This is a genomic window from Enterococcus sp. CR-Ec1, from assembly GCF_002850555.1.
In the GTDB taxonomy this organism is placed as follows: Bacteria; Bacillota; Bacilli; order Lactobacillales; family Enterococcaceae; genus Enterococcus_D; species Enterococcus_D entomosocium.
The window spans coordinates 3,107,268-3,132,218 of sequence record NZ_CP025223.1 but is presented as its reverse complement, the minus strand read 5'-3'; the positions used below and the strand labels follow the sequence as shown (position 1 = coordinate 3,132,218).

The 24,951-nt window shown below is 43.6% G+C and carries 22 protein-coding genes and 1 other annotated feature; of the genes, 17 read left to right on the top strand and 5 right to left on the bottom strand.

Annotated elements, in window-relative coordinates; genetic code table 11:
- Nucleotides 1-94 precede the first annotated feature (94 nt).
- The 8 genes from CXM95_RS14915 to CXM95_RS14880 all read left to right on the top strand — a co-directional run bounded on the left by CXM95_RS14915 (nucleotide 95) and on the right by CXM95_RS14880 (nucleotide 10,631).
- On the top strand, nucleotides 95-580 hold the full coding sequence (locus CXM95_RS14915) for a MarR family winged helix-turn-helix transcriptional regulator (RefSeq protein WP_034872137.1): 486 nt from the start codon (nucleotides 95-97) through the stop codon (nucleotides 578-580).
- Nucleotides 581-740: 160 nt separating this feature from the next.
- Nucleotides 741-2,528, top strand: coding sequence for a glycoside hydrolase family 13 protein (locus tag CXM95_RS14910; protein ID WP_034872136.1), 1,788 nt, complete (start codon nucleotides 741-743; stop codon nucleotides 2,526-2,528).
- A gap of 304 nt (nucleotides 2,529-2,832) precedes the next feature.
- Nucleotides 2,833-3,885: an aspartate-semialdehyde dehydrogenase gene (locus tag CXM95_RS14905; protein ID WP_005233942.1), complete on the top strand. Its 1,053-nt coding sequence runs from the start codon at nucleotides 2,833-2,835 to the stop codon at nucleotides 3,883-3,885.
- 122 nt (nucleotides 3,886-4,007) lie between these two features.
- Nucleotides 4,008-5,690, top strand: coding sequence for a ribonuclease J (locus CXM95_RS14900; RefSeq protein WP_005228243.1), 1,683 nt, complete (start codon nucleotides 4,008-4,010; stop codon nucleotides 5,688-5,690).
- Nucleotides 5,691-5,932: 242 nt separating this feature from the next.
- Entirely contained in the window at nucleotides 5,933-7,372 is a 1,440-nt protein-coding gene (locus CXM95_RS14895; RefSeq protein WP_008380496.1) for an MFS transporter, read from the top strand.
- Between the two features lie 198 nt (nucleotides 7,373-7,570).
- A complete protein-coding gene (locus tag CXM95_RS14890; RefSeq protein WP_101699342.1) occupies nucleotides 7,571-8,254 on the top strand; it encodes a metal-dependent hydrolase in 684 nt (227 codons plus the stop codon).
- Nucleotides 8,255-8,291: 37 nt separating this feature from the next.
- The gene (locus CXM95_RS14885) at nucleotides 8,292-9,623 is read left to right on the top strand and encodes a DRTGG domain-containing protein (RefSeq protein ID WP_101699341.1); all 1,332 of its coding nucleotides are present in this window, start codon (nucleotides 8,292-8,294) and stop codon (nucleotides 9,621-9,623) included.
- A gap of 54 nt (nucleotides 9,624-9,677) precedes the next feature.
- Nucleotides 9,678-10,631, top strand: coding sequence for a DHH family phosphoesterase (locus tag CXM95_RS14880; RefSeq protein ID WP_101699340.1), 954 nt, complete (start codon nucleotides 9,678-9,680; stop codon nucleotides 10,629-10,631).
- Nucleotides 10,632-10,771: 140 nt separating this feature from the next.
- Here the strand turns inward: CXM95_RS14880 and dapD are convergent, their stop codons facing one another.
- From dapD to dapA, 3 genes are read right to left on the bottom strand one after another with little or no spacing between them, the layout of a single operon-like run.
- The gene (dapD, locus tag CXM95_RS14875; RefSeq protein ID WP_005233952.1) at nucleotides 10,772-11,485 is read right to left on the bottom strand and encodes a 2,3,4,5-tetrahydropyridine-2,6-dicarboxylate N-acetyltransferase; all 714 of its coding nucleotides are present in this window, start codon (nucleotides 11,483-11,485) and stop codon (nucleotides 10,772-10,774) included.
- Between the two features lie 12 nt (nucleotides 11,486-11,497).
- Entirely contained in the window at nucleotides 11,498-12,253 is a 756-nt protein-coding gene (dapB, locus tag CXM95_RS14870) for a 4-hydroxy-tetrahydrodipicolinate reductase (protein ID WP_101699339.1), read from the bottom strand.
- Nucleotides 12,254-12,266: 13 nt separating this feature from the next.
- Nucleotides 12,267-13,148, bottom strand: a complete 882-nt coding sequence (gene dapA / locus CXM95_RS14865; RefSeq protein ID WP_101699338.1) for a 4-hydroxy-tetrahydrodipicolinate synthase — start codon at nucleotides 13,146-13,148, stop codon at nucleotides 12,267-12,269.
- Between the two features lie 222 nt (nucleotides 13,149-13,370).
- Here dapA and CXM95_RS14860 point away from each other — a divergent pair, with 222 nt between their 5' ends.
- The 8 genes from CXM95_RS14860 (at nucleotide 13,371) to CXM95_RS14825 (ending at nucleotide 20,962) form a co-directional block, all read left to right on the top strand.
- Nucleotides 13,371-14,540, top strand: a complete 1,170-nt coding sequence (locus tag CXM95_RS14860) for a M20 metallopeptidase family protein (RefSeq protein ID WP_008380505.1) — start codon at nucleotides 13,371-13,373, stop codon at nucleotides 14,538-14,540.
- A 4-nt stretch (nucleotides 14,541-14,544) separates the two neighbouring features.
- Nucleotides 14,545-15,861: a diaminopimelate decarboxylase gene (lysA, locus tag CXM95_RS14855; protein WP_005233959.1), complete on the top strand. Its 1,317-nt coding sequence runs from the start codon at nucleotides 14,545-14,547 to the stop codon at nucleotides 15,859-15,861.
- A gap of 23 nt (nucleotides 15,862-15,884) precedes the next feature.
- Entirely contained in the window at nucleotides 15,885-16,718 is an 834-nt protein-coding gene (gene dapF / locus CXM95_RS14850; RefSeq protein ID WP_101699337.1) for a diaminopimelate epimerase, read from the top strand.
- A gap of 93 nt (nucleotides 16,719-16,811) precedes the next feature.
- Nucleotides 16,812-17,046, top strand: a binding site (T-box leader).
- Between the two features lie 50 nt (nucleotides 17,047-17,096).
- Nucleotides 17,097-17,954: a MetQ/NlpA family ABC transporter substrate-binding protein gene (locus tag CXM95_RS14845; RefSeq protein ID WP_101699336.1), complete on the top strand. Its 858-nt coding sequence runs from the start codon at nucleotides 17,097-17,099 to the stop codon at nucleotides 17,952-17,954.
- Nucleotides 17,955-17,968: 14 nt separating this feature from the next.
- Nucleotides 17,969-18,994, top strand: a complete 1,026-nt coding sequence (locus tag CXM95_RS14840; RefSeq protein ID WP_016621699.1) for a methionine ABC transporter ATP-binding protein — start codon at nucleotides 17,969-17,971, stop codon at nucleotides 18,992-18,994.
- Nucleotides 18,987-19,646: a methionine ABC transporter permease gene (locus tag CXM95_RS14835; RefSeq protein ID WP_081117871.1), complete on the top strand. Its 660-nt coding sequence runs from the start codon at nucleotides 18,987-18,989 to the stop codon at nucleotides 19,644-19,646. Before CXM95_RS14840 ends, CXM95_RS14835 begins: the two co-directional genes overlap by 8 nt.
- 181 nt (nucleotides 19,647-19,827) lie before the next feature.
- Nucleotides 19,828-20,160: a zinc ribbon domain-containing protein YjdM gene (locus CXM95_RS14830; RefSeq protein WP_005228268.1), complete on the top strand. Its 333-nt coding sequence runs from the start codon at nucleotides 19,828-19,830 to the stop codon at nucleotides 20,158-20,160.
- 94 nt (nucleotides 20,161-20,254) lie between these two features.
- Complete coding sequence (locus CXM95_RS14825; RefSeq protein WP_016612795.1) at nucleotides 20,255-20,962, top strand: zinc metallopeptidase; 708 nt, start codon at nucleotides 20,255-20,257, stop codon at nucleotides 20,960-20,962.
- Between the two features lie 55 nt (nucleotides 20,963-21,017).
- Here CXM95_RS14825 and CXM95_RS14820 read toward each other — a convergent pair whose 3' ends face one another.
- Nucleotides 21,018-21,698: a hypothetical protein gene (locus tag CXM95_RS14820; RefSeq protein ID WP_008380519.1), complete on the bottom strand. Its 681-nt coding sequence runs from the start codon at nucleotides 21,696-21,698 to the stop codon at nucleotides 21,018-21,020.
- Between the two features lie 748 nt (nucleotides 21,699-22,446).
- On the opposite strand from CXM95_RS14820, the gene CXM95_RS14810 reads away from it, so the two are divergent.
- Nucleotides 22,447-24,054, top strand: a complete 1,608-nt coding sequence (locus tag CXM95_RS14810; protein ID WP_008380521.1) for a CTP synthase — start codon at nucleotides 22,447-22,449, stop codon at nucleotides 24,052-24,054.
- Between the two features lie 265 nt (nucleotides 24,055-24,319).
- Here CXM95_RS14810 and CXM95_RS14805 read toward each other — a convergent pair whose 3' ends face one another.
- Nucleotides 24,320-24,775, bottom strand: a complete 456-nt coding sequence (locus CXM95_RS14805) for a YehR family lipoprotein (RefSeq protein WP_005228292.1) — start codon at nucleotides 24,773-24,775, stop codon at nucleotides 24,320-24,322.
- Nucleotides 24,776-24,951 lie beyond the last annotated feature (176 nt).

Sequence of the window (24,951 nt, the reverse complement as noted above, 5' to 3'; positions counted from 1 at the left end):
TAACCACGCTATCATAATGGTTAACAAAAATCAACGATTATCATTGTTTAAACAAATAATTTATACTAAACTAAAGACAGAAAAGAGGGAGAGTATGGAAAAAGCGTTAGGAACATTCAATATGGCGGTGTTTGCGGAGATCTTTTCGCTGATGGGAAACATATTGTTTGAAGAAATCGGTCTGGAAGATTTAAAATTGACCAAAATGGAAATCTTGGAACTCGTGGTGATCTCTAGTAATGAAGGAATTACGATGTCCGAGTTGGCTCAGCAAATCGGTACGTCAAAAGTCCAAATCAGTCGTTCGATCTCGGGGTTGGAAAAGGCTGGCTTTGTGGTACGCAAAACCAATGGCGTCAATCGTCGCAACGTCAATGTTTATTTGGAAGAAGCTGGGAAGCAGTTGTTTATCCAAAAGAAAAAACAAGTGGAAGACCGCTTGAATGCCAAAACCGCTCAAATGGCTGCGGAAGATATCCAGCAGTTGAGTCAATCGTTGACGGAGGCAGTGGGGATCTTGCGGAAATATGACATTTTACGGACTGGCAATCAATGTGAGAAGAAGACACCGTTTGATTAAAAAAGGGTGAAGCAATCGTTTGCTTTTTAATTGCTGAATTAATTTCATATTGACCTATATTATCGATTTATTAGATAAAGCAACCGATTGCGTTTTTCTCTTGTTTTGACTTCTGATTTGTGCGACAATGGGTATATCAAACAAGTCAAAGGAGTCTGCTATGAATACTACTGCCATCTATCATCGTCCCGAAAGTGAATTTGCGTATTTGTACGAGAAGGATAAAATGCATATCCGTTTGCGTACCGCCCGTCAAGACGTCCGCCATGTCCAGCTACTTTGCGGTGATCCTTACACACTGTATAAAGAAGCTTGGTACCAACAAAGAATTGAAATGCAAAAAATTCTTTCCACGGACTTGCATGATTATTGGCAAGTATCGGTCGGAGCAGAATTCCGCCGTTTGTCTTACGGCTTTTCCATCGAAAGTTACGATGGGTTGCATGTCTTCTATGGGGATCACGGGGTCTACCCCTTTGAACAGCAATATTTAGAAATGAACAACAATTATTTTCGGATGCCTTACTTCCAAGAAGCCGATCGTTTCAAAATTCCCGAGTGGGCGAAAGAAACGGTTTGGTATCAAATTTTCCCTGAGCGCTTTGCAAATGGGGACCCATCAAATGATCCTGAAGGTGTGTTGCCATGGGGCTCAAAAAATCCCGATCGCCAAGACTTTTTCGGTGGGGATCTACAAGGAGTCATCGATCATTTGGATTACCTTGTCGATCTAGGAATCAATGGGATCTATTTCTGTCCGATTTTTGAGGCATATTCGAATCACAAGTATGATACCATCGATTATTTGGCCATCGATCCTGCTTTTGGTGATAACGATACCTTTAAACGATTAGTGGAGGAATGTCACAAACGCGGCATCAAAGTTATGCTGGATGCTGTTTTCAACCATATGGGGGATACTTCGCATCAATGGCTAGATGTCATCAAAAACGGCAAAGATTCGCCGTTTGCTGATTGGTTCCACATCAATGAGTTTCCTGTCAACTACAAAGAAGGGGAAAACTTTGAAGATGCTTATGACATCACCTATGATGTTTTTGCCTTTACGCCGCATATGCCGAAACTCAATACGGAAAATCCCGATGTGCAAGATTATTTGTTGAAGATCGCTCGTTATTGGATCGAAGAATTTGATATCGATGCTTGGCGCTTGGACGTGGCTAATGAAGTTAGTCACTTCTTCTGGAAAAAATTCCGCCAAGTGTGTGATGAGGCCAAAGATGATTTTTATATCCTTGGGGAAATTTGGCATTCTTCTCAACGCTGGTTACAAGGCGACGAGTTTCATGCAGTGATGAACTACGCCTTTACAGATGCAATTATTGAATATTTTGTCAAAGACGAGATCTCCATGACGAAAATGGTCTCGGAATTAAATAACCAGCTGATGTTGTATCGGGAGCAAACCAACCAAGTGCAGTTCAATATTTTGGATTCTCATGATACCCCGCGTTTGTTAACTTTGGCTCGGGGAGACAAAGACTTGATGCGCCAAGTGATGGCCTTTACGTATCTGCAACAAGGAGTTCCTTGCCTGTATTACGGCGATGAGATTGGTTTGACCGGTGATATGGATCCGGATTGTCGTAAATGTATGATTTGGGATGAGGAAAAGCAAGATCGTGATTTGCTGCATTTCACCCAGTCATTGATCAAACTACGCAAAGACAACCAAAAAGTCTTATCTGAAGGTTCCTTGAGTTGGAACTGGGTTTCGGAAGAAGATGGCCTGATCATTTTCGAACGAGAGTTGGGGGCACAGCGGATCATCGGTATTTTCAACACTGGCGAGGACCAACTTACACTCTCTCGTCCTGATTCAATTTTGATGGAACAGTTTGTCCAACTGGAAGATGAGACGATGATCATCGATAACAAAGGCTTTGCTATCGTGAAAGTAAATAACGAAGAATCGAATGAAGCATAAAAATGAGGCAAGAATTGCATATGCAATTCTTGCCTCATTCAATGTTTTGGGTATTTTTAATTTCCCCATGCACGTTGGAAAGAATCTTCCCCAAAATTCCTTCTGTCGGTATTATATCCTATAACACCTAAATGTGACAAATGATAACCCTTAAATATAGGTAGTTTTTTCCTGAAACGGGGAAAACGATTGAAAATTTAGATAGTTCTGCCTTCTTTTTGCGCTTCTTTCCACGAAAGGCCTTTTCTTTTTTACAAGATATGATAAACTAGTAAAAATGTATTTTTATTCGAGGAGTGATTTGATGAGTACAGGGTATCACATAGCAGTTGTCGGAGCTACCGGCGCAGTAGGAACAAAAATGATTGAGATGTTGGAGAAGACCACGTTGCCGATCAAAAAAATAACGTTGTTGGCATCCAAACGTTCTGCTGGGAAGACCCTTGTGTTCAAAAATGAGCCGCTCGTTATTCAAGAGCTGACCGCAGATTCCTTTGCGGGAGTCGATATTGCATTGTTCAGTGCCGGTGGTGGCATTTCAAAACAATTTGCTCCAGAAGCAGTCAAACACGGTGCAGTCGTAATCGACAATACCAGTCATTTTCGGATGGATCCGAATGTTCCTCTAGTCGTTCCTGAGGTGAATCCTCATGCATTAGCGCAACATAAAGGAATCATTGCCAATCCGAATTGTTCAACGATTCAAATGATGGTGGCATTAGAACCGATTCGTCAAAAAGTCGGTTTATCGAGGGTCTTGGTTTCAACGTATCAAGCAGTTTCAGGTGCTGGCGCACAAGCCTTGGCTGAATTGACTCGTGAATCTCAAGAACTATTAGCCGGCAAAGCCGCTGATGAACTAAACCCTGAGATTTTACCAGCAGGCAGCGATAAAAAGCACTACCCAATCGCGTTTAACGCCTTGCCACAAATCGATGTCTTTGCTGAAGACGATTATACTTACGAAGAGTGGAAAATGATCAATGAAACGAAGAAGATCATGGAAGATGCGCAGATCAAAGTAGCAGCTACGTGTGTGCGAATCCCTGTGTTTAGCGGTCATTCGGAGTCGATTTATATCGAGACCAAAGACCATGCCAGTGTTGAGGAAGTTAGGCAGTGGATCAGCGAAGCCCCAGGAGCTGTCTTGCAAGATGATCCGAGTCAACAAGTGTACCCGCAAGCTTTGACCAGTGTGGACAAAACGGAAACCTTTGTTGGTCGGATTCGCAAAGATTTGGATGTCGAAAACGGCTTGCATTTATGGGTCGTTTCTGATAATTTGCTGAAAGGTGCGGCATGGAACTCTGTTCAAATCGCCGAAAGCCTGCATCAGCAAGGATTAGTTCATGTGTAAACCATAAGTTTTTCAGAAAAGTGTGGTGAATGCCACGCTTTTCTTTTTTTTGTTGTATAATAATAGGGACGGCTTATGCTTGGGAAATAATACAGTAGAAAAAAATTAAGAGGTGAATAAAAGTGGAAACGATAAAAATCATTCCTCTTGGCGGTGTACGCGAAAACGGAAAGAACATGTACATTGCTGAAGTTGGCGAGGATATATTTGTGCTGGATTGCGGTGTCCGTTATCCAGAAAATGAATTATTAGGGATCGATACAGTGATTCCAGACTTCACATATTTAGAAGAAAATGCCGACCGTGTGGCTGGTGTCTTCTTGACCCACGGGCATGCAGATGCGATTGGTGCATTGCCTTATTTCTTGGAGAATATCCAAGTACCGGTCTTTGGGACCGAGTTAACGATCGAACTAGCAAAATTGACCGTGAATAAAAATGAAGCTACCAAGCGCTTCAAAGATTTTCATGTGATCGATGAACATTCGGAGATCGACTTTGGCCATGCGACCATCAGCTTTTTCCGTACGACCCACTCTATCCCTGATTCTGTTGGAATCAGCGTAAAAACAGAAGCTGGCAATATCGTTTATACAGGAGATTTCAAGTTTGACCAAACAGCGATCCCTATGTATCAAACCGATTTTGGCCGCTTAGCGGAAATTGGAAAAGAAGGAGTCTTAGCATTGCTAAGTACGTCCTCAAATGCCGAAAATCCAACGCCGATTGCTTCTGAATTGACGATCCAAGATGAAGTTTATGACAATATCCGTTACTGGGAAGGTCGGATCATCGTCGCTAGCGTTGCTAGCAATTTGCAACGGGTGCAACAAGTATTAGATGCGGCGTTTCGTTCTGACCGCAAAGTCGTTTTGACTGGTCAAGATTTTGGTCGGATCATCAAAACGGCCATGAAGTTAGGGAAATTAAAATTACCTGCCGAAGACTTGCTGATCACCCAAAAAGAAATGAAAAAATACTCAGACGAACAGTTGTTGATTTTAGAAACAGGACGCATGGGGGAACCAATCAAAGCGTTGCAAAAAATGGCCAACGGCTCTCACCGGACGCTGCGTATCAAAGAAGGAGATCTTGTTTACATCACGACGACGCCGACAACGGCAATGGAAACGGTGGTTGCGAAAACGGAAGATATCATCTATCGCGCTGGCGGTACCGTGAAACAGATCTCGGATAATTTCCGTGTTTCTGGTCATGCCAACCCGAATGATCTGCAGCTGATGTTGAATATGATGAAACCGAAGTACTTTATCCCTATTCAAGGCGAGTACCGCCAATTAGCCGCCCATGTGGACTTGGCGCAAGAAGTCGGGATTCCGATGAAAAATATCTTCATTACTGCACGCGGGGATGTTTTAGAATACAAAAAAGGCGAAATGATCGCCGCAGGTGCGGTTCCAGCTGAGAACGTCATGATCGACGGGATCGGTGTCGGAGATATTGGGAATATCGTCCTGCGAGACCGCAAAGTCTTATCTGAAGATGGAATTTTCGTTGCAGTAGTGACGATTAATCGTCGCGAAAAGAAAATTATTTCTGCCCCTCAAATCACTTCTCGCGGGTTTGTCTACGTGAAAGCCAGCCGTGACCTGATTCGTGAAAGTGGCGAGATCGTAGAAGAAATCGTAGAAAAACACCTTCATGATGAAGAGTTTGAATGGAGCAAATTGAAACAAGATATCCGTGATCGTTTGAGTCGTTTCTTGTTTGAACAAACCAAACGCCGTCCAGTCATCTTGCCGGTCATCATGGAATCAAGCCAAAGAAATCGCAACCGTAAATAATTCGTTTTGACCTACTGACAAAAGCAGGTGAAAGAATAGCCGTTTGACGGCCGATTTCTTTTCACCGAAGCTTTTGTCTTTTTTTGTGAAGAAAACAAGCGGCGTTTTTTTTCAATAAATACCCCTTATTTTGATCGTGAATGGCAGATAAGGATTGACGGCGAATGGATTTCGATTAATAATACAAAGTTGTCCCCCTAAGACTAGAGGAACAAAATAAGCAAAGAGAGGATGGTCGATTTGTGAATAGTTATCAAGAAAACCCCGTAGTACAACAGAGAAAGTGGTGGATTCTCATTGCTGTTTCGATGTTTACCTTTATGTCAACACTGGATGGGAGTATCGTAAATATCGCATTGCCGACGATCTCGGCAGATATGGGTGTACCTATGAATCAAGCGGAATGGGTCGTGTCCGTTTACTTGATGATCGTTTGTGCCTGCCTTTTATTATTCGGTAAGGTAGGGGACAGTTGGGGCAAAATCAAAGTTTTCCGCTTGGGAATGCTAATTTTTATTATCGGTTCGCTGTTATGCGGGTTTAATCACTCCTTAGCTTTTCTTTTATTTGCCCGAGTGGTGCAAGCGATCGGTGCTAGCATGACGATGGCGACGAATACCGGAATCATTACTGAAGTTTTTCCTATGAGTGAACGAGGACGCGCCTTAGGGATGATTGGTGCCTTTGTTTCGTTAGGCTCCATCGCCGGTCCTGGATTAGGCGGAGTGATTTTGGCGCATTTTTCTTGGCCGTTTATTTTTTGGATCAATGTTCCTGTCGGTATTCTGACGATGATTGCTGGAGAAAAGGTGTTACCAAAAGATATTACCATGAGTCACGATTCCATCGATAAAACCGGGTTTGTGCTGTTTTCAATTGCAATTATCAGCTTCTTCGGCGGCATTTTTCTTGGACAAGAGCGTGGCTTTCTAACGTGGCTGCCGCTGCTGTTGGGTGGGATCGCTTTAGTGGCATTCATCGTCTTTTTGCGAGTAGAAGCGCGTCTGAGCAAACCGCTGATTACCTTTGGGATCTTTCGTAATAAAATTTTCACCATGAGCCTGATCACGGCGTTGCTGATCTTTTCTGCAAACTTTTTTGTCAATGTCGTGATTCCCTTTTACTTGCAAAGTGCCCGAGGCTTAACGCCGAGCGTGGCAGGAATGCTGATGATGGTCTTTCCTTTGATGATGGTCATTGGTTCACCACTTAGCGGGTATTTGACGGACCGTGTAGGACCGGAGATTTTGGTCTTAGCTGGCTTAGCGTTGCTGTCGATCACTCAGCTGATGTATATGTTTATGAATCAGGATACGCCGATTTGGTATTATATCGTTGCCACTGCCATCATGGGACTTGGCAATTCGTTGTTCCAATCCCCAAACAATACGATGGTAATGAGCAGTGTCACCAAAGAAAATCTTGGGGTGGCAGGTAGTCTAAATTCCTTTGCCCGCAATTTGGGCATGGTGTTAGGGATATCCTTAGCAACGACGATTCTCTATGCAGCAATGAGTCAAGCGTATGGAAAGCATGTGACGACCTATATCGCAGGTCGGGCAGATATTTTTGCCTATGGCATGAAAATCACCTTCTTTGGGGCGTTCCTTCTTTGCATCACGGCGTTATTCTTAACAGTCTGGCGCATCTATAAACAAGGCGGACGTAAGAAAACGCTATGATCGCTTGAAGTCATCAGGTCGAACTGTTCTATTCCTTATTCAGAAAGGGTAGAACAGTTTCTTTATTTTTCTTGACAAGAACCAGAAAAAGGACGGATGTAATAAAGCTGCCAGAATTTGTGCTTTTGGATTTCTGGCGTTATCTGTTATAATGAAAAATATTAGACTGTATTACTTAGATGGAAAGGGGAATGTTGTATGAAACTCACGTATCACGGACACTCAGTGCTTGCTATCCAATTAGCGGATGGCCAAAAATTGTTGTTTGACCCTTTTATTACTGGAAATGCTCTGACTGATTTAGATGCAGAGACAGTGGAAACCGATTGGCTTTTGATCACGCATGGTCATAGTGATCATATTGGGGATATGGTGCCGATCGCCAAAAGAAATGAAGCGCCAGTGATCAGTGTCGTTGAAATTTGCCGCTATGCAGCCCGCAAAGGCGTTGCTGAGACGCATGGCATGAATATGGGAGGTTCTTTTGAGTTTCCGTTTGGCAAAATCTCAATGGTGGAAGCGAAACACAGCTCTGGCCTTGAAGAAGACGGAACGATGATCTATATGGGCAATCCTGTTGGAATCATTTTAGAAGCAGAAGGCAAAACCATCTACCACGCTGGAGATACTGCACTCTTTAGCGATATGGCGATGATCGGTGAACGTTTCGACATCAATGTGGCATTTTTACCGATCGGGGATAATTTTACGATGGGCGTTCAAGATGCCGCAACAGCAGCGGCCCTTTTAAACGCGAGCAAAGTAGTACCGATCCATTACAATACGTTTCCAATGATCAAGCAAGATCCGCAAACCTTCGTGAATTTATTGCCGGCAGGTGTGGGCCAGATCCTTGCAGTCGGTGAGACATTAGAAGTTTAAGCAACAGGAAGATTCGTAGTAGGAATAGGGGATAATTATGGCGACAAAACACGACTTGATTTTAGCGCATATCGAGAATCTGCCTGTAGGCAATCGCATCTCGGTGCGGGGAATCGCAAAAGACTTGAATGTCAGTGAAGGAACAGCCTATCGGGCAATCAAAGATGCGGAAAATATCGGCTTGGTTTCAACGATCCAGCGTGTCGGAACCATCCGTATCGAACGAAAACTAAAAAAACACATTGAAAAACTAACTTTCGGCGAAGTCGTCCAAATCATTGAAGGTGATGTTTTGGGCGGCGCTGCCGGTTTGGACAAAGACTTGAACAAATTTGTTATCGGCGCCATGAAAGAATCAGCAATGGAACGCTACATCACGCCTGGCTCCTTAGTGATCGTCGGAAACCGCAACGAAGTCCACAAGTTGGCACTGGAGGATGGCGCAGCCGTCTTGATCACGGGAGGCTTTGAAACAACAGAGGAAATCTGTCGTTTAGCAGACGAATTGGAGTTGCCGATTTTACAAACGACCTATGACACCTTTACCGTGGCAACGATGATCAACCGTGCCTTAAGCGACCAGCTGATCAAAAAGGACATTATGCTGGTGAGTGACATTTATATGCCATTGGAAAAAACCAAGTATCTGCACACCTTTGATACGGTCAAGGATTACAAACTACTCTCGGAGTCTACCAATCACTCCCGCTATCCAGTCGTCAACAAGAATATGCGGGTCGTTGGGATCATCACAGCCAAAGATGTCTTAGAAAAGCCTGATACGCAGATCATCGAACGAATCATGACCCGGGAACCACGGGTCGTAAAAAAAGAGATGAGTGTGGCCTCTGCCAGCCATCAGATGATTTGGGATGGCTTAGAAGTGATGCCCGTCGTAGCTGATGACCTTTCTTTGATTGGGATTGTCACACGCCAAGACATTATGAAAGCGATGCAGATGGTCCAACGACAAACGCAAATTTCAGATACGATTTCTGACCAAATCTCGGGACAGATGCAAGTTATCGAACAAGATTTTGAAGGGAACAAATTGCCGCAGCCGTATTTCAGCTTTGCGGTGACGCCCCAAATGGTTAATGAAGTCGGAACGATCTCTTTTGGTGTCTTGAGTGAAGTAATCGCTAATACGGCGAAACGTACGATGCAGTTGAATCAACGACGCAATAGCTGGATCGAGCAAGTCAATCTGCATTACTTCCGTTTGATCCAATTAGAAAGCGAGATCATCATTCAACCGAAGATTCTAGAACTGGGGCGACGTTCGGCGAAAATCGATATCGAAGTATCGATCGAAAATTCCTTAGTGGCAAAAGCGATCGTGGTATGCCAAGTAATGGAACGCCCATAAATCATCGAAAACGGCACTTATGGAAAAATCTTAGAGAGAAAGTTGAGACCATTCATGAAGGTACAAGAAGAAATACTTGCAACAATCAAAGCATTCGACCGGATCATTATCCATCGGCACCAGCGCCCTGATCCAGATGCATTAGGATCACAAGTGGGGTTGGCAGAAATTTTACGAGCTAGTTTTCCCAAAAAAGAAATCTATCAAGTTGGCGGACCCGTTGAAGGATTGGATTACTTGGCGCTGATGCAGACGATCCCTGATGATTTGTATAAAGGGGCGCTGGTGATCGTTACAGATACGGCCAATGCACCACGGATCAGTGACCAACGCTATGATCAAGGGGCGAAATTGATCAAAATCGATCATCACCCTAATGATGAACCTTACGGAGAACTGGTTTGGGTCAATACGAAAGCCAGCAGCTGTAGTGAGATGATCGTTTCGTTTTGGCAAATGTTTCAAAACGAGCTGACGATGACGCAAGAAGCGGCTCGTCTGTTATATGCGGGCATTGTTGGTGATACTGGACGGTTTTTATATCCGGCAACGACAGCGACAACCCTGCGCTTAGCGGCTGAACTATTGGATTACGGCTTTGATGCTCCGAAGATCAATCGTCAATTGGATCAAGTCTCTCGCAGTGTTGCCCGCCTTTCAGGGTATGTCTACGAAAACATCGAAATCGATGAGATTGGTGCTGGCAAAGTGATCCTATCACAAGAATTGCAGCAGCGTTTTGGCGTAGTGGATTCGGAAACCTCAGCAGTCGTTTCCTTACCAGGGAAAATCGATGAGGTGCTGGCTTGGGCGATCTTTGTCGAACAACCAGAAGGCTATTACCGAGTGCGGATGCGTTCGAAAGGTCCAGTGATCAATGAGATCGCCAAACGTCATCATGGCGGCGGACATCCCCTTGCCAGTGGAGCAAACGCAAAAGACCTTGAAGAAGTTGCAGTAATCTATCAAGAGATCCAAGCAGCGATCAAAGAATTTCAAGCAGAATAAACACTTTCACAAGAACATTTGCCAATAAAAAAAGGGCGTGCCAAAAGCTTTCGGCATGCCCTTTTTTAGACAAAACGCAGCGCAGGCTCATCACTGAACCGGCACTGCGTTTTTTTGCTTATATTTGAGAAAAGCACGGCTTAGCCCCGTAGATCGTCTAAAAATTCGGTTTTGCTTTTCGTTTTCTCGTCTTTCATTTTGATGACTTTGGCTGGTGAGCCAGCAACGACTGCTCCAGCAGGGACATCTTCAGTCACCACAGAACCAGCAGCGACGACTGCACCTTCGCCAACACGGACACCTTCAAGGACGACGGCATTTGCACCGATCAAAACATTGTCTTCTATGATGACTGGGCTTGCTGAAGGTGGCTCAAGAACGCCAGCCAAGACAGCACCAGCGCCAATATGGGCTTTTTTCCCAACGGTCGCCCGGGCGCCTAAAATCGCACCCATGTCGATCATGGTTTCTTCACCAACGACGGCACCAATGTTGATCACGGCCCCCATCATGATAACGGCATTTTTTTCAATGATGGCTTGGTCACGGATAAAGGCACCTGGTTCGATACGGGCATCGACTTTCGTCAAGTCTAACAAAGGGATCGCTGAGTTGCGGCGATCATTTTCCAGATAGTGATCGGTGATTTTGTCTTGGTGCGCGGTTAAAAACTCAGCTACTTTTTGACTGTCACCAACCACGAAATAGAAGGTGCCGTTACCAAACAATTGGATGCCATCTGCTTGGACGTCGCCAAGATCTCCATTGATATAGACTTTTACAGGTGTTTGTTTATTTGCTTCTTTGATATATTTTGCTAATTGATAAGGATCGGAAAATTGTAATTCTGTCATGAGAGACCACCTTTACTTGTCGATTAGATTTTGCATGGAATAAAAACCGGCTGGTTGATCGGCTAAAAATTCCGCTGCTTTTAGCGCACCATTGGCGAAGATTTCGCGGGAGAGCGCAGTGTGTTTTAATTCAATGATTTCATCCTGCCCAGCATAGATGACAATGTGTTCCCCAGGGATCGTTCCGCCGCGAACGGCATGGATGCCCATCTGCTTGCGGTCATTTACTAGATCACTGCCTTCACGCCCGTAGAGATACTCTTTTTTTGTTTCACAGCTGTCATTGATACTATCTGCCAACAGCAAAGCTGTACCGCTTGGCGCATCGAGTTTTTGATTATGATGCTTTTCGATGATCTCAATGTCAAAGTCAGCTTCTAATGCGGGGGTGATACTTTGTAGTGCTTTGATCAGCACATTGATCCCCAACGACATATTGGCAGAATAGAAAACCGGAATCACTTTAGCAGCTAACGGCAGCATCATCTGCGTGTCTTCCGTCAAACCAGTTGTAGCAACCACGATTGGCAGCTGCTGTTCGACACAATAGTTCAACAAGGCAGGGACATTGCTATAATGAGAAAAATCAATCACCAAATCGATTGGCTGCGTGATTTTTTCTGGAAGATCATAGATTGGAAAAGGACCATCTAATTGCTCGGTACGATCCAAGCCGGCGGCCACTTCTAACTGAGGGTGTTTTGCGATCAGGCTTTGCAACACTTTGCCCATGCGACCGTTTGCACCGCTTAATAAAATCTGTTTCACCAAAAACTCCTCCTTACAGCAATCCGTAATTGGTCATTTCTTCTTCTAAATGAACGAGGGTCGCATCTTCTGGGACACCCAAAGGCAAACGATAATGCAATTCACATTTGCCTAGCAAGGAGACCGCTGCTTTGATCGGCACAGGATTTACTTCACTGAAAATCGCATCGATCAACGGTTTTTGTCGCAATTGCTCTTTGATGGCGGCTTTTACATCACCATTTAAGAAATCAGCAACGAGTTGTGCCGTTTGTTTCGGTGCAATATTGCCGATCGTTGAAATCACGCCAGAGCCACCTAAAGCTAAAATTGGGGTTACTTGATCGTCATTTCCTGAATAGATCGCAAAGTCATCATCCGCAAGACGAGCGATTTCTGCGATTTGCGAAATATCACCGCTGGCCTCTTTGATGCCTTTGATATTAGGGATTTTTTTTAGTTCTGCCACGGCTTCAGGTGTTAAATTTAAGCCGGTTCTTGAGCTGACGGAGTATAAGATCACTGGCAGCTCAACGCTTTGACAGATTGCTTCATAGTGAGCGACTAAACTTTTCTTGGTCGCTTTGTTGTAGTAAGGTGTTACAACCAATAATGCGTCAGCACCAACGCGCTGTGCTTCTTTTGAAAGATGGATCCCATGTTGGGTATTGTTGGAGCCTGTTCCTCCGATAACGGGGATTTGACCAGCAACTTGTTTTACCACCGCTTCGATCACCGCGATATGTTCTTCATCGTCTAACGTGGATGCTTCACCGGTCGTACCGCATGCAATGATTGCATTCGTTCCTTGCTGCACATGCCACTCCGCTAACTCCTTCAGCTTATCGAAATCCACCGAACCATCTTGAAGCATAGGGGTAATCAACGCAACGCCAGAACCTTTGAATATTGTCAAACTACGACACATCCTTTCAACCAATTTATTTTTCGTTACTCTACGTATAAGTGTACCAAAACGAGGGGTAAAATTTTCAATAAAAATCGAAACATTTCGACAATTTATACTATAGATTATTCGAATTATATACTATAATATTAAACAATATCAATGAAAAACTGAATATTCGCTGGTTTTTATGGATATTTTTAAAAGGAATGTATAGAAAGGTGTTTTAACATGCAAGTATCGCAAACAGTCACAGAATTAACCGAAGACGTGGTTCGTTTTCGTCGTGAATTACATACAATCCCTGAATTAGGGTTAACTGAGTTCAAAACAAAGGAATACTTGCTGCGTCAGTTGCAATCCTTTGGGATCAAAGAAATCTATCCAGTGATTGAAACCGGCTTGATTGCTGTCTTTCGCAGTGAGCGTCCAGGAAAGACACTGGCCTTTCGAACGGATATCGATGCACTACCGATCAAAGAAGAGACCGGTGTTTCTTTTGCTTCCAAACATGAAGGAAAAATGCACGCCTGCGGTCATGATGGCCATATGGCAACGATGCTAGGGTTTGCCAAATACTTAGCGACGCATCCTGAAGTGATTCGTGGAACGATCGTTTTGATTTTCCAACCAGCCGAGGAAAGCCCCGGTGGCGCTCAACTGATGATCGATGAAGGCATCTTACGAGATTTTGGCGTGGAAAAAATCGTGGGGCTGCATGTCTTCCCAGACTTTCCCGAAGGAGTCATTGCGAGTCGGAAAGGTCCGATGATGGCCCGTAACGGCGAGATCAATCTAACGATCAACGGTACGAGTGCCCATGGTGCCCAGCCTCATCAAGGGCATGATGCCATTTTAGCTGCGGCTGCGATCATTCAAGGATTGCATTCGATCATTTCACGCAATATCAGCCCGCTTTCTGCTGGGGTCATCACTTTTGGGAAGATCCATGGGGGAGATGCGGAAAATATCATTCCCGGCAAGGTCGTTTTAAAAGGAACGATGCGGGCGTTTGAAGATGAAGTCTATGAAACGATGACGCGCAGAATCACCACTGTCGCACAAGAAATCGCCAAAGGATATGATTGCACGGCGGATGTTGAATTCGAACATCTTTATCGTGTCGTGGACAATGATCCTGAGATGGTGGAAGTATTGGAAAAAGTGGTCGGGGAGAGCTACCGAGAAACACCGCCATATATGTTGGCAGAGGATTTTTCGATGTACCAAAAGGAAATCCCCGGCGTCTTTTTCTTTGTCGGTACCCGAAATGAAGAAAAAGGTTATGTCCACCCTTTACACAGCAGCAAAATGAATTTTGACGAAAAAAATCTATTGCAAGGCATCGAATGCTACGTTCGTTTGATCGAGGCGTTGAACGAGCCGACAGACAAGGAGTAAAGCGATGGCAAAAGAAATCAAGAACAATCACTTATACATTGACGGTTGCGATACCGTTGAACTGGCAAAAACCTTTGGAACCCCCCTTTACGTGTATTCCGTTTCGGAGATTCGCGAAGAATGCCAAAAGATTCAGGCGCAGTTTTTGACGCGCTACAGCAAGACACGAGCAGCCTATGCCGCTAAAGCTTTCTGTACTACAGCGATGCTGCAAGTGATCAAGTCAGAAGGACTTTCATTAGACGTGGTTAGCGGTGGGGAGCTGTATACAGCGATCCAAGCTGATTTTCCAGCAGAACACATCGAGTTTAACGGCAATAACAAATCCATTGAAGAATTAGCAGCCGCCCTTGATTATGGCGTGGGACGGATCATCGTTGATGGCATTCAAGAAGTCGGCTTGATCCGCGCGTTATGTCAAGAAAAGCAAGTCGTTGCTAAAATCTTGTTGCGCATCACACCCGAGGTTTCGGTCAGCACCCATCAATTTATCTCGACCGGACAAAAAGATTCAAAATTCGGGATTCCTTTAGATGAAGAAATCTTATTTCCATTAGTGGAAGAAGTGATTCAAGCACCTGAATTGGATTTCTATGGCCTGCATTTTCATGTCGGCAGTCAATTGTCGGACAATCGCTCACATCTTGCGGCAGTTGATGCGGCTTTGGCCCTTGTCCAAACCATTCATGAACGTTTTGATTATTGGATCAAAGAACTAAATGTTGGCGGCGGCTTTGGCGTTCGATACACAGATGCAGATATTCGCCAACCCTACAGCTATTTTTTAGATCCTGTGATGGAAAAAATCGACGCCTTTTATGCGCAGCACCAGAGCGAACGTCCGACCATCGTTATTGAACCCGGTCGCAGTATCGTCGCAGAAGCAGGTATCAGTTTGCACACCATCGGCAGTATCAAGACATTGCCGGGAATCAGAACATACGCCAGCATTGACGGTGGCATGACAGACAATATTCGTCCTGGTCTTTATCAGGCAACTTACACTGGGATCTTAGCCAACCGCGCTTCCGAAGCAGCGACACAGAAGATCACCATTTCTGGTAAAGCTTGTGAGAGCACAGACATCTTAGTAAAAGATCTTGCATTACCGCCCGTTGAAACTGGGGATCTGTTTGCTACGTTCGCAACAGGAGCTTACGGCTATTCGATGGCCAGCAGCTACAATAATTTACAGATACCCGCAGTCGTCTTTGTGGAAAATGGCCAAGCGGAATTAGCCGTTAAACGCCAGTCCTACGAGCAAATGCTGCAAAATGAAGTGGTTCCTTCGTTTCTAAAAGAAGAAGCTTCCAGCAAGTAAAATTTTGAAAAGCAGGTGACAACATGACGATTCCTTATACAAAAATGCAAGGTGCAGGAAATGATTTTATCGTAATCGATAACCGCACATTGAAATTCTCCCATGAACAACTGTCGCAATTTGCTGCTCAGGTTTGCCATCGGAAATTTTCTGTTGGCGCGGATGCAGTCATGGCAGTGGATTTTCCCACAGGAACCGCTGATTTTCGGATGCGGTTTTACAATGCTGATGGGACCGAAGCAGAAATGTGCGGCAACGGCGCTCGCTGTATTGCCCGTTATGCCTTTGAGAAGGGAATTGCTGGCGAGCAGATGACCATCGAAACAGTTGCTGGCGATGTCCCCGCATGGCGCTTGTCGGCAAAACACTACAAAGTAACCTTGAATCCACCGACCGTGACTACATTTGATCAAGCGTACCCGAATCCAATGGTTTCTTTCGTGGACTATGTGGAATTGGGTGATCCAGGAATCCCTCATGCGGTGGTTCACTATCCTGGTCTGGCAGAAACTGAGTTGGAACAGCTGGCTGAACTTGCCAAAGAGATACGCTATTGGGAGGTTTTCCCCAAAGGGGCGAATGTCAATTTCTATGAAGAAGATGACAAGGGTGATCTGATCGTTCGCACGTATGAACGAGGGGTGGAAGGTTTTACCTATGCGTGCGGCACAGGATCTGGTGCCACTGCGTATGTCGTGACCAAACGCCAACAGCAAGCGGCAGCGAATGTCTTGCTGCACGTGTTAGGGGGCGTGTTAACGGTAGAAGTTGATGTTGATCAGGGCGCATTAGAATTGATCGGTGATGCGGTTATGGTCTCTGAAGGCTTGATTCTAGATGAGAATTTGACTCTGTAAACACTGTGAAAGTTATTGCAAAAAGATGATATTTTCGTGAAAAAAAGAATTGACATTCATTTGAGGCTATCGTATAGTTAAACACAAATTAAAAAACACGCGATGATAAGAAGAGTAAGTCAGTTTCGATTGGATCAGAGAGCTCGGATTGGTGAGAAAGAGCACAGCCGTTTGACTGAAGATGGCCTTGGAGCGTTTGGACGTGAGCAAAAGCAAGCGTGCAGCGGGATTGCCCGTTATAGCAAAGCAGTTGATAAACTGATAAGGTTGGCAGCTTGTGCCAATGAATCAAAGGTGGTACCACGAACAAGGTTGTTTCGTCCTTTCTCTATGATGGAGAAAGGACGTTTTTTTATTATAAAAAGGGGGAACAAAAAAATGAAACAGTTGAAAAAGGGAATCGTTGGATTAGTTGCTGCTGCTTTCTTAATTACATTGGCAGCTTGTGGCAATACTAGCAGCACAGGGGATACACAGTCTGGTGAAAACAGTGTAAATGCAGTGGAAGAAAAAGTCGTTGGAGTGGCGCCGGGACCATACGGGGACATGGTGACAGAGGTGATTTCTCCATTACTGGAAGAAAAAGGGTATCAACTTACGACCAAAGTGTTTAATGATTATATTCAGCCGAACAATGCCTTGGCGAATGGCCAAATCGATGCCAATTTGTTTCAACATACGGCCTATCTAGAAAAATTTTCGGCAGATAACCAGTTATCCCTTACGGCATTACAAAAAGTGCCCACACTGGGAATGGGCATCTATTCGAATCAACTGTCCAGCTTGGATGAGTTAGCAGACGGGGCGACTGTTTCGATTGCCAATGATGCCTCAAATTTAGCTCGGACCTTGCAACTGTTAGCTGCCAATGAGTTGATCACCATCGCAGACAATATCGACGAAACGAAAGCAACAGTGAATGACATCGAAGGAAATCCGAAGAATCTGACATTTAAAGAATTAGACGCAGCTCAATTGGCTCGTTCGTTAGATACAGTCGATTTAGCTTTAGTACCAGGAAACTTCGCTTGGGCGGCTTCTCTTGATCCCGCAGATGCTTTGGCGTTGGAGTCATTGAAAGAAGAATATAAAAATGTCTTTGTGGTGTCCTCCGAAGAAGAAGACAGTGATTTTGCTAAGGCAGTTACGGAAGTATTAGAAAGTGACGCATTTAAAAAAGCGATTGCCGAATCACCGTTCAGCAACTTTGATCAACCGAAATTTTGGACTGAGTAAGAAGGGCATATCTTATGGCAAAAATAGAAGTAAAACAAGTATCAGTGACATTCACTCATAAAAAACAAATCAAAAAAGCAGTGGATTCCGTTGATTTTTCCGTTCAAGCTGGAGAAGTATACGGGATCGTCGGATTGAGCGGGGCTGGGAAAAGTACCTTGGTTCGTACGTTGAATCTACTGCAGGTACCATCTAGCGGTCAAATTCTGATTGATGGTCAAGACATCACGCAAGCCAAAGGGAAACACTTGCGTGAAGTACGACAAAAAATCGGGATGATCTTTCAGCATTTCAATCTGATCCATAATCGAACCATCAAGGAAAATTTAGCCTTTGCTTTGCGTGCTGGGCATTATCCGCAAGAAAAGCAAGAAGCGAGGATCAAGGAACTGTTGGAAATGGTGGATCTGCCTCACAAAATTCACGAGTATCCGAATAATTTGTCTGGGGGAGAAAAGCAACGGATCGGCATTGCACGAGCGATTGCCAACGAACCTGAGATTTTGTTGTGTGACGAAGCTACCAGTGCGTTAGATGTTGAAACGACTGAAGAAATTTTGAAATTATTGATCCGAATCAAGGAACAGACAGGCATCACCATCGTCTTTATCACCCATGAATTGGATGTTGCCCGCAAGTTTTTTGATCGGGTGGCAGTGATGGAGAAGGGTCGCATCGTTGAAGAACAAACGACCTACGGCTTGTTCAGTCAGCCTAAACAGCCTATGACGAAAAAACTGGTAGGTCGTTACTTGGATCTGACGCTTCCCGAGGAGATTCTAGCATCCTTCACGGAAGGCGACTTGCTGGAATTGCGCTATCAAGGGGAGTATACGTTAGAACCACTGATTTCGACTGTAGCCAAAGCCTATGATGTGTCGATCAATATTATCCACGGAAAAATTGAGTATATCAAAAAAGATGTGATCGGTATTTTGTATATCTATTTGACTGGCCCCGCCGAAGAAGCAGCAAAAGCCCGAGCACACCTAGCTGCGAACGTCTTTTCTCTAAGAAAGATAGGTGAAGAAAATGGCTGATACGCTTGAGATTTTAAAAACAAACCTGCCCCAAGCACTATGGGAAACATTCTTCATGGTGGGAACTTCAGCAATTATAGGAGTAGTTTTCGGCTTATTGATTGGATTAGTCCTGTTTTTAGTCGGCAGTAAACTTTTTCATAAAAATGTTTTCTTGCATCATCTGGCCGATTTTGTCGTCAATGCAATCCGTTCGCTACCATTTTTGATCTTATTGATTACGCTGATTCCGTTATCAGCGATGCTGATCGGTGATCCTTATACCCCGGCCGGCGGAGCGATTGCTTTATCGATTGCCGCGATTCCTTTTTACGCCCGAATCGCTGAATCCGCATTTGCCGAAATCGACTATGGCGTCCTTGAAGCTAGTGTCGCTTCCGGAGCATCGACGGGGCAAATTATTCGCGAAGTGATTTTACCAGAAAGCTTGCCAGCCTTGATTCGCGGATTTGTGCTAACTTTGATCAGTCTTTTAGGCTACTCAGCGATGGTGGGAACAATTGGTGCAGGCGGCATTGGCGATTTAGCAATTCAGTATGGTTATTATCGCTATGAAACGGCGATTTTGATTGTGGTGATTCTCTTGTTGATCCTTTTGGTACAACTCATCCAGTGGATCGGCGATGCTTGTGCAAATTATTTCTCGAAATAAAAATGAATTCTGTGTAGTTCCTTTTCGGATACACGTGAATTATCGCTTCTGTTATTACTCTACAGAAGCGATTTTTTTGCTTATCGGTCACTGATTTTTGGTTGCGCCACTAGTGGTTTTTCGGTATGCTGATGGTGAGTTGTTTTTTACAGCGAAAATTATATTTTAAAGGAGCAACATTATGACTCAAATTCCTAACTGTCCAAATTGCCAATCTGAATACGCTTATGAAGATCGCGGGCTGTTTGTTTGTCCTGAATGCGGAAACGAATGGCAAGAGCAACAAGCGGCGGAAGAAGCACCCGTATACAAAGATGCCAATGGCAATATTTTAGTAGATGGTGATACAGTGACAGTCATCAAAGACTTGAAAGTCAAAGGCGCATCTGGCGCCATCAAACAAGGAACGAAAGTGAAAAACATCAAATTAGTCGAAGGCGACCACAACATTGATTGCAAGATCGATGGCTTCGGCGCGATGAAACTAAAATCAGAATTTGTAAAAAAAGGTTAAAAACAAAATCTTCCAGTCATCTTCATAATTTTTTCACCACTTTAATGGTAAAATAAGGTCAAAGATTAAAAGGGGGAATTTTATCGTGTATGGTATGGGCGGATACGGGTTCGGCTTTTTTTATGACCCGACTTTCATTCTCGTAATTATCGGTATGGTGATATCGCTAGCAGCGTCAGCGTACGTCAAAAGTACCTTTAACAAATATGACAAAGTCAGAAGTAAAAATAATATTACCGGCACAAAAGCGGCGCAGTACATCTTGCAGAGCCAAGGAATCAATAATGTTGGTGTGCAAGCGATCGCTGGTGATTTGACGGATAATTACAATTCTGGCAACAAAATGCTGAGTTTATCACAATCCACCGCACAATCAACTTCGGTAGCAGCAATCGGTGTTGCAGCCCATGAGTGTGGTCACGCAGTCCAAGATGCCAAAGGTTATTTTCCTTTGCGTTTGCGTCATGCGATCGTGCCGATCGCCAATATCGGAACTAGCATCTCGATCCCGTTGATTTTGATCGGGGTACTGTTACGAGGCTCGTTTCTGATCAACTTAGGTTTGTTGGCTTTCTCATTGGCGTTTATTTTCCAATTAGTGACCTTGCCAGTCGAGTTCGATGCCTCAAAACGGGCGATCCGTATTTTGGCAGATGGTGGCTTGTTAACAGAAGAGGAAGTGCCACAAGCGAGAAGAGTGCTCTTTGCCGCAGCGTTGACCTATGTCGCAGCTGCCGTAGCAACCTTATTGCAGCTCTTACGTTTGATTATTTTATTCGGTAATAACAACCGTCGGAATTAATCGACAGTATGACAGAAAAAAGACCAGCTCAGCATCCTGAACTGGTCTTTTTTCGTTATTCTACTATTAAGTAAACGTAATAGACGTTTTCAACGCTTTTTAAATTTTCTTCAGATAGATTGTTTTCCATTTCAGCATATAGTTTAACGTCACCGCCCTTGGCAATATAAAGCAATGGAATTTCTTGTTTTTTCTCAATGTTAAGCTCGTTATTGGGAATACTAGTGCTAGCTCCAGTGGGAGATAAACTATCTTCTCCAAGGGACGTATAGTGGAATTTAGATAAGTCGGTCATTGTATTTGATGAGGAACCATTTGAAAATAAATCAACGAAGAGGAGAGAATCGCTCTTAGTAATTCCTATGTTCAAATAGCCATTATAATCACTTCTTGGCTCTGTTATCAGGGAAGCGACTATTTTGTGTTCTTTTATCTCCCCTTTTTGATAATAATCAAAGTAAACCGTCATGGACTCAGCCACTGTGTTAAATTTCAGTTGTGAGCCAAAATCCAACAATAAACTAGAAAGGTCCATAGGGTTCTCTAGCTGAACAAGGTGATTATTGGGGACGCCAGCTACTTTTTTACTAGGGAAAGGACTGTAATTATAGTAATAACAATAAAGCATGGTAGGTAGCCCTATCACGAGCAAGAATGCGAAAAAAATCTGTAAAGGATTTCGAGACCGGATTAGTGTCTTGACAGTATCTGGTGCTTTTTGGTTTTTAGCAGTCATTGTCTTCTTCCTCCAAAATTGTGGCTTCTATAGAATCTCTTTTGGGAGACAATAGAATTTGATTGTTTCCTTATCGGTAAATGATTACCGGAAGATACCACAAAAAAATAATTTAAATATATATCTATAATCTCAAAGATAACCAAAAAGCGCAATCAAATTTTGATATTTATTGAGGGCACTCCTTATTGGGGAAAAATCATTCAGAGCACATTACTTGGCAGACAAAAATAGCAGAATAGTTAGCTCTATCCTGCAAAAGAAAAATTATCTTAGCGTAGAAGGCAGGAATCGAACCTGCACCTCGTCTTTGCCAAAAATAACCAGAAATACGTTCCGATCATTTTTACCAAAACGAGTAAAGCGCCAGACTTCATCTACACTTTGTATTATGCCAAAGAGAGTTCAACGATTTCGTAAGAAGCAATGAAAAAATTGCAAAAAGTTGTGCAGAAAACATGAAGGTTGTTTAAGAAAGAGTAACCTTAGAATGCCGGCGTGAAAAAGGAGGAACCAGCTGCATCGAAGCGTAAAGCGCTTCGTTTGGAAACCTCCGTTTTTTCTGAAAAAATCAGATAAAGTTTTCTTGACATTTGTGAGGTGAGAATGTATCATTCTGTTTGGGCACTCTTTACAAGAGTCAGAAAGTGATTTAGAATTTTCGCTCCCTATTCATTTATGGATAGGGAGCTTTTATTATTTTCTAAATGCTTTTCCTGTAAAATAGATTAAAGGAGTTTTTCAGTTTATGACAAAATATATTTTTGTAACCGGCGGTGTGGTTTCTTCTATTGGTAAAGGGATCGTAGCAGCATCATTAGGACGTTTGTTGAAAAATCGTGGCTTGAAAGTAACCATTCAAAAATTCGATCCGTACATCAACGTCGATCCAGGAACGATGAGCCCATATCAACATGGTGAAGTATTCGTAACCGATGATGGAGCAGAGACCGACTTAGACTTAGGTCACTATGAACGCTTTATCGATATCAATTTGAACAAATACTCAAATGTAACAACTGGAAAAATCTATTCAGAAGTTTTGCGGAAAGAGCGTAAAGGAGAATACTTAGGCGCGACTGTTCAAGTGATCCCGCACATCACCAACGAGATCAAAGAAAAAATCATGCGGGCAGCCAAAATGACTGATTCAGATGTGATCATCACAGAAGTCGGCGGAACAGTAGGGGATATTGAATCATTGCCGTTTCTAGAAGCTTTGCGTCAAATGAAAGCAGACGTAGGTGCGGACAACGTGATGTACATCCATACGACGCTGATTCCTTATTTGAAAGCAGCAGGCGAAATGAAAACAAAGCCGACCCAACATAGTGTGAAGGAACTGCGCGGCTTAGGGATTCAACCAAATATCTTGGTCGTTCGGACAGAACAACCTGTAGGACAATCAACAAAAAACAAATTGGCACAATTCTGTGACGTGGCACCAGAAGCCGTGATCGAATCTCGTGACGTTGAGACCCTGTATTCGATCCCATTGGCACTGCAAGCGCAAGGCATGGATCAAATCGTGTGTGATCATTTGAAACTGACTGCACCAGTTGCTGACATGACTGAATGGCAAGCATTGGAAGAAAAGGTGCTGAATTTGAAGAAAAAAGTACGCATCGCGTTAGTTGGAAAATATGTGGAATTGCCAGATGCTTATCTATCAGTTGTCGAAGCCTTGAAACATTCTGGTTTTGCCTTTGATGCAGACATCGAGATCGATTGGATCAAAGCCCAAGAAATCACACGAGAAAACGTGGATTCTTACTTAGGTGAAGTAGACGGTATTCTTGTTCCTGGTGGATTCGGTGATCGCGGGATTGAAGGAAAAATCGAAGCGATCCGATATGCTCGGGAAAACGATGTGCCATTCTTAGGGATTTGTCTAGGGATGCAAATGGCTTGTGTGGAATATGCCCGCAATGTCGTTGGCTTGGAAAATGCCAATTCCGCAGAAACAGATCCTGAAACAGCCAACAACATCATTGACTTGATGGCTGACCAAGAAAACATCGAAAACTTAGGTGGAACATTGCGTTTAGGCTTGTATCCATGTAAAGTGAAAAAAGGCACCAAAACAGCTGCAGCTTATGATGGGGAGGAAGTTGTTCAAGAACGTCACCGTCATCGTTATGAATTCAACAACAAATACCGTGAAATCTTTGAAGCAAACGGGATGGTTTTCTCAGGTGTGTCACCAGACAATCGTTTGGTTGAGATCGTTGAGATCCCAGAAAACAAATTCTTCGTGGGTTGCCAATTCCACCCAGAATTGATTTCTCGTCCAACTCGCCCACAACGCTTGATCAAAGCCTTTGTTGGAGCTTCATTAGACAACCGCCAAGCATAATAATCGCTAGCGGCAAAATCAAGCAATGAATGTGCGAAACTCCTCATCTCAAGATGGGGAGTTTTTTTGAGTTGTGCGATCCCAGTAATCCGTAAAAGGTTGAAACTTGCTTGAGCGTTGGTAGAAGCTATCCCTTTTTGCACACAAAAAAACTTCCGTCAAAGCGACCGGAAGTTTCTGACTGATGCATTATTTTTTTCGCTAACAGTTCGAATGAAATCCGCCAGCGGAAAACCCATGTTGATTTGCTGGTGCCTAGAGAGGATTATTCTTTTAGCTTATACCCTTGGTCTAAGAGCATTTCCTCTGTACGTTCCATGCTGATCCCATTTTCAGTGTTTCCTTCGAAACTAACCCCAGGCAATTGTTTCGCTGAATCATAATCCAACTCATCATAATTGATGGTCAAGGATTCAGTCGCTTCACTATCTGTATAGTCGAGGGAATAGTCCAACCCTTTGACTTGCTGATACTTCTTAGCGATCGGATCAAGCACGGTTTGTGCTTCTTCTTTAGTCGTTACCCCGATCGCTGAATACGGCATGACATTGTTCGCAGTCTGAGTTTTTACTTTATCGCCTTCATAAGTGAAGACCAGTTCCATCGAAACCCCATTTTGATCCATTGTGAATGTTTTGGTTTCTTCCTTGGCCCCCGAGCTACAGCTTGCCAAGAAAAGAACTCCGATGACTGCCAAAAATCCAATAAGCGCTTTTTTCATTTTATCCCTCCTTTTTTACATAATAATATAGCCGCTTTCACAAGGCTATTCTTATGCTCAAAAGAGAAGAGGAAAGGATTTGCTGGAAGATTATGATAAAATAACGAAAAAATATGTGAAATTTTTCTCGAATTTTCACATGCCGATTTGTTATCTAACGACCGTAGACAGAAGAG